Origin of the sequence: Sphaerisporangium corydalis (assembly GCF_025506355.1) — a bacterium.
GTDB classification, from domain to species: Bacteria; Actinomycetota; Actinomycetes; order Streptosporangiales; family Streptosporangiaceae; genus Sphaerisporangium; species Sphaerisporangium corydalis.
Genome location: NZ_JANZYP010000137.1, coordinates 1 through 3,794 on the forward strand (window position 1 = coordinate 1; position 3,794 = coordinate 3,794).

The window sequence follows — 3,794 nt, forward strand, 5'->3', positions numbered from 1 at the left end:
CTCGCTAAAGGTGTTTCCAGCGTCTTCGGGTTAGTAGGTCTCGGCGGCCGGGAACCGGTCGCCGAAGGTGATGGAGAACGCGTTGAGGGCCGGCTTCCATCGCACGGCCCATCGTGCCCGGCCTTGACCGGTCGGGTCCAGTGACCGGGTGACGAGGTAGAGACACTTCAATGCGGCCTGCTCGGAGGGGAAGTGGCCGCGGGCCTTGATGGCCCGCCGGTAGCGGGCATTCAGCGACTCGATGGCGTTGGTGCTGCACAGGACCCGGCGGATCTCCAGGTCGTAGTCCAAGAACGGGATGAACTCCTCCCAGGCGTTGTCCCAGAGCCTGACGATGGCCGGGTAGCGGGTGCCCCAGGTATCGGCGAGCCGCTCCAGCGCCTGCCGGGCGGCGGTCGCGTTGACGGCGGTGTAGATCGGTTTGACCTGTCGCTGCAACGCGGGCCAGTCCCGTTTGGAGGCCAGCCGGAAGGTGTTGCGGATCAGGTGGATGATGCAGGTCTGCACGATGGTGTGCGGCCACACGTTCGCCACCACCTCAGGCAGCCCCTTGAGCCCATCGCAGACGACGAAGAACACATCGCGCACCCCGCGGTTACGCAGGTCGGTCAGCACGCTCATCCAGAACTTGGCGCCCTCCCCACCCGAGCCGGCCCACAGCCCCAGGACGTCTTTCTCTCCCTCCAGGGTGACCCCGATCGCGGCGTAGACCGGCCGGTTGGCGACCTGACCGTCGCGGACCTTCACCACGATGGCATCGATGAACACCGCCGCGTAAACCGCCTCCAGCGGGCGGACGGCCCAGTCGTTCATCTCCTCGATCACCTTGTCGGTGATCCGCGAGATCGTCTCCTTCGACACCGACGCGCCATAGATCTCAGCGAAGTGCGAGCTGATCTCTCCGGTGGTGAGCCCTCGGGCATACAGCGACAGCACGATCTCATCGACGCCGTTCAGCCGACGCTGCCGCTTCTTGACGATCTGCGGCTCGAACGTGCCGGCCCGATCCCGCGGCACGTCGATCCCGACATGACCGCTGGCCTCGGTCAGCACCGTCTTCGGCCTGGTCCCGTTGCGGACGTTGCCCGAACCGGCACCGGCCGGATCACGCTTTTCATAACCGAGGTGCTCGGTCATCTCCTCATTCAGCGCAGTCTCGAGCACGGTTTTGGTGAACTGCTTCAGCAGCCCCTCCGGCCCGGTCAGCGACAAACCCTGCTCCTTGGCCAGCCGCACCAACTCCGCAGCGGCCTGCGCCTCCGCCGACGGCTCCGGCTTGTTCTTCCTCGCGGTCACATCGTCCAGTGTCGTGGTCATCACGGCACCTTCCTCACCGGGCACCACGCCCAGTGGGTCAGGCCGGAAACACCCTTAGATCCACAGTCCCACTCCCGGTTCCGCGCCTGGGGAGGTTTGGTGCGGTCCCGGCTCAGGTTCGGAATCGGTTCGGGGAGGGGGTGGTGTCGGGCGTGGGTTTGGTTGGGGATGATTTGGTGTGGTTTCGGGTGGATGAAATGTTCGGGGTGAGTCGATGGGGATGGACTGGCGGTTCGCGGCGGACGACCTGGCGCGGCTTCGGTTCGCGTTCTCTCCGATGTGGGAGCTGGTCGCGAGCCTGCGCGTGCTCCGCGCGCCCGCGCGGCACTCGGTCCACCTGCCGTGGCTCCGCACCGTACGACCCCGGCTCGGCACACTCGACCTGCACGAACTGTTCGCCCTGACGCCGGTCCACGGGTACATGGCGGATTTCCTCACGCCGCCCCCTGACACACCGTTGCCCGACTTCGCCGCCGAACTCGCGCGGGTACGGCTGACGCCTCCGGAGAAGGCCGCCGAGGAGGCCGGATGGGTGGAGACACCGGACGCTGGGTCGATCGCCCGGTTCCGGGCCGATCCCGCCGCCGGGATCGAACGGGTCGCCGACACCCTCGGCACCTACTGGGAACTGGCGCTCGCCGAGTTCTGGCCGCGCGTGAACGACCTGCTGGAGGCGGACCTGATGTGGCGCTCCCGGCGGCTCGCCGCCGGCGGAGCCCACGACCTGTTCGCCGACCTGCACCCCTCCGTCCGATGGGAGGGCGACCGTCTGATCACCACGGGCTCGTGGTGCCACTCCGGCGAGGTCGGCGGCAACGGGCTGCTCCTGGTGCCCAGCGTGTTCCGCTGGCCGGACATCGCGACCATGGCCGAGCCCTACCAGCCCATGCTCGTCTACCCGGCACGCGGCGTCGGGACGCTCTGGGAGACCGGCCCGCCCCCCGCGCCGGGCGCGCTCGCGGCCCTGATCGGCAAGACGCGCGCGCAGCTCCTCCTCTCCCTGCGATACCCGGCGTCGACCACGACTCTGGCCCGCCGGATGTCCCTGACTCCCGGCGCGATCTCGCAACACCTGTCGGTGCTCAGCGGAAACGGCCTGGTCGCCCGCCAACGCCTCGGCCGCGAAGTCCTCTACCGCCGCACCCCCACCGCCGACGCCCTCCTAACCGACCCCTGACCCTCCGCAACCCCCTCTATCCGTCCTTGTCCTGATCCCAACCCCGGGCGTACTGGTCCTGACCCACCCAGCGTTCTAGGTCGGACCATCCTCCGGGCCGTCCGGCCCTGACTTCCTGCCCGTTCCTCTGCGCCCGTCCTGGCGGTAACTCTTCACCGCGCATGTCCTGTCGGCCGTTCCCCCTGCGCCCGAACCCCCTCGCCCTGGCTTCGGCCGCACCCCTAGGCCTTGTGCCATTCGACGTCGGGCGACGTGCGGTAGGAGGGGGCGGGAGTGGATGCCGCCGGCGTCGTTCTACGGCGGCTGTGCCGGTCGGTTGTGGGGAGTGTGCGTAGTGGTCAGCAGATGAAGGGACGGGTTGAGGGGAGGGCGGTGAAGGGGGCCCGGTCGGCGGTGGGATGGGGTACCTCTGCCTCCAGTACACGCGTCCCGGCACCTCCGGACTCCAGGAACCCTGACCCGGAGGTCCGCACCCCAGGATTGCCCGGATCGGACATGGACGGCGTGCCACCAGACACGGTCGGATCGGACATGGACGGCGTGCCACCAGACACGGTCGGGTCGGACACGGACGGCGTGCGATCAGGGACGGTCGGGTCGGACGCGGACGTTCCGGAGGCTGGGCGGCCGGGGGTGGTGGTTCCTGGGCCTGGGGCAATTGGATCAGTGGTGGACGTTTCGGTTCTCGGGGCGGTCGCTTGACCGGCTTCGTATGTCGGAGCCTCGGAGGTCGAGTTCCCGGACGCCGTGCTTCGGCGAGGAGCGGTGCCGGGAGGCGACGTCGGGGGGCGGGTGCCCGGAATGCCTTGTCCGGATGCCAATGGGGGTTTGACCTGGGTGGGCTGGTGCGGTGCGGCCGGGGCTGTATCGCCTGGTGAGATACCTCGTCCGGCCCCTGGGTGGGGCTTGCCGTCCGCTGAGGTCCGGCTCGCGCGCGGGGCCGTGCGGCTTGCCGGGTGCTTGGCCGGGTGACTCCCGATGGCGGACCCTCCCCTCGGCACGGAGGGAACAACCCCCTGCGGCACCGAGGGAGCCGCCCCAAGCGGAACCGAGGGAGCCCCGAGCGGAACCGCTGGATCTCCCCGAGGCACGGAGTGGGCGCCCCGAGGCCTGGAAGCAGCATCGCCGGGTGCGGAATGGGTGTCGTGGGGGACCGGACGGGTGCCCTGAGGCACGGAGTGAGCACCTCGAGGCATGGATGGGGTATCGCTGGGAGCGGTGTGGGTGCCGTGCGGGATTGGAGGGGTGCCGCGAGGGGCGGGGTGGGCGCTGCGGGGGATTGTGGGGGTTCCGCGGGGGA

2 protein-coding genes are annotated in these 3,794 nt (G+C 69.3%); one reads left to right on the forward strand and one right to left on the reverse strand.

The annotated features are described in order from the left end of the window. Positions 1–30: 30 nt before the first annotated feature. Positions 31–1,317, reverse strand: a complete 1,287-nt coding sequence (locus NYZ98_RS41125; protein ID WP_262850968.1) for an IS256 family transposase — start codon at positions 1,315–1,317, stop codon at positions 31–33. Between the two features lie 214 nt (positions 1,318–1,531). Between NYZ98_RS41125 and NYZ98_RS41130 the strand changes: the two genes are divergently transcribed. Next, positions 1,532–2,494: an ArsR/SmtB family transcription factor gene (locus NYZ98_RS41130; RefSeq protein WP_262850970.1), complete on the forward strand. Its 963-nt coding sequence runs from the start codon at positions 1,532–1,534 to the stop codon at positions 2,492–2,494. Positions 2,495–3,794 lie beyond the last annotated feature (1,300 nt).

What these genes read in the sequence shown, in the direction of transcription:
- NYZ98_RS41125 (WP_262850968.1), bottom strand. Translation starts at nt 1,317, where the DNA reads ATGACCACGACACTGGACGATGTGACCGCGAGGAAGAACAAGCCGGAG.
- NYZ98_RS41130 (WP_262850970.1), top strand. Translation starts at nt 1,532, where the DNA reads ATGGGGATGGACTGGCGGTTCGCGGCGGACGACCTGGCGCGGCTTCGG.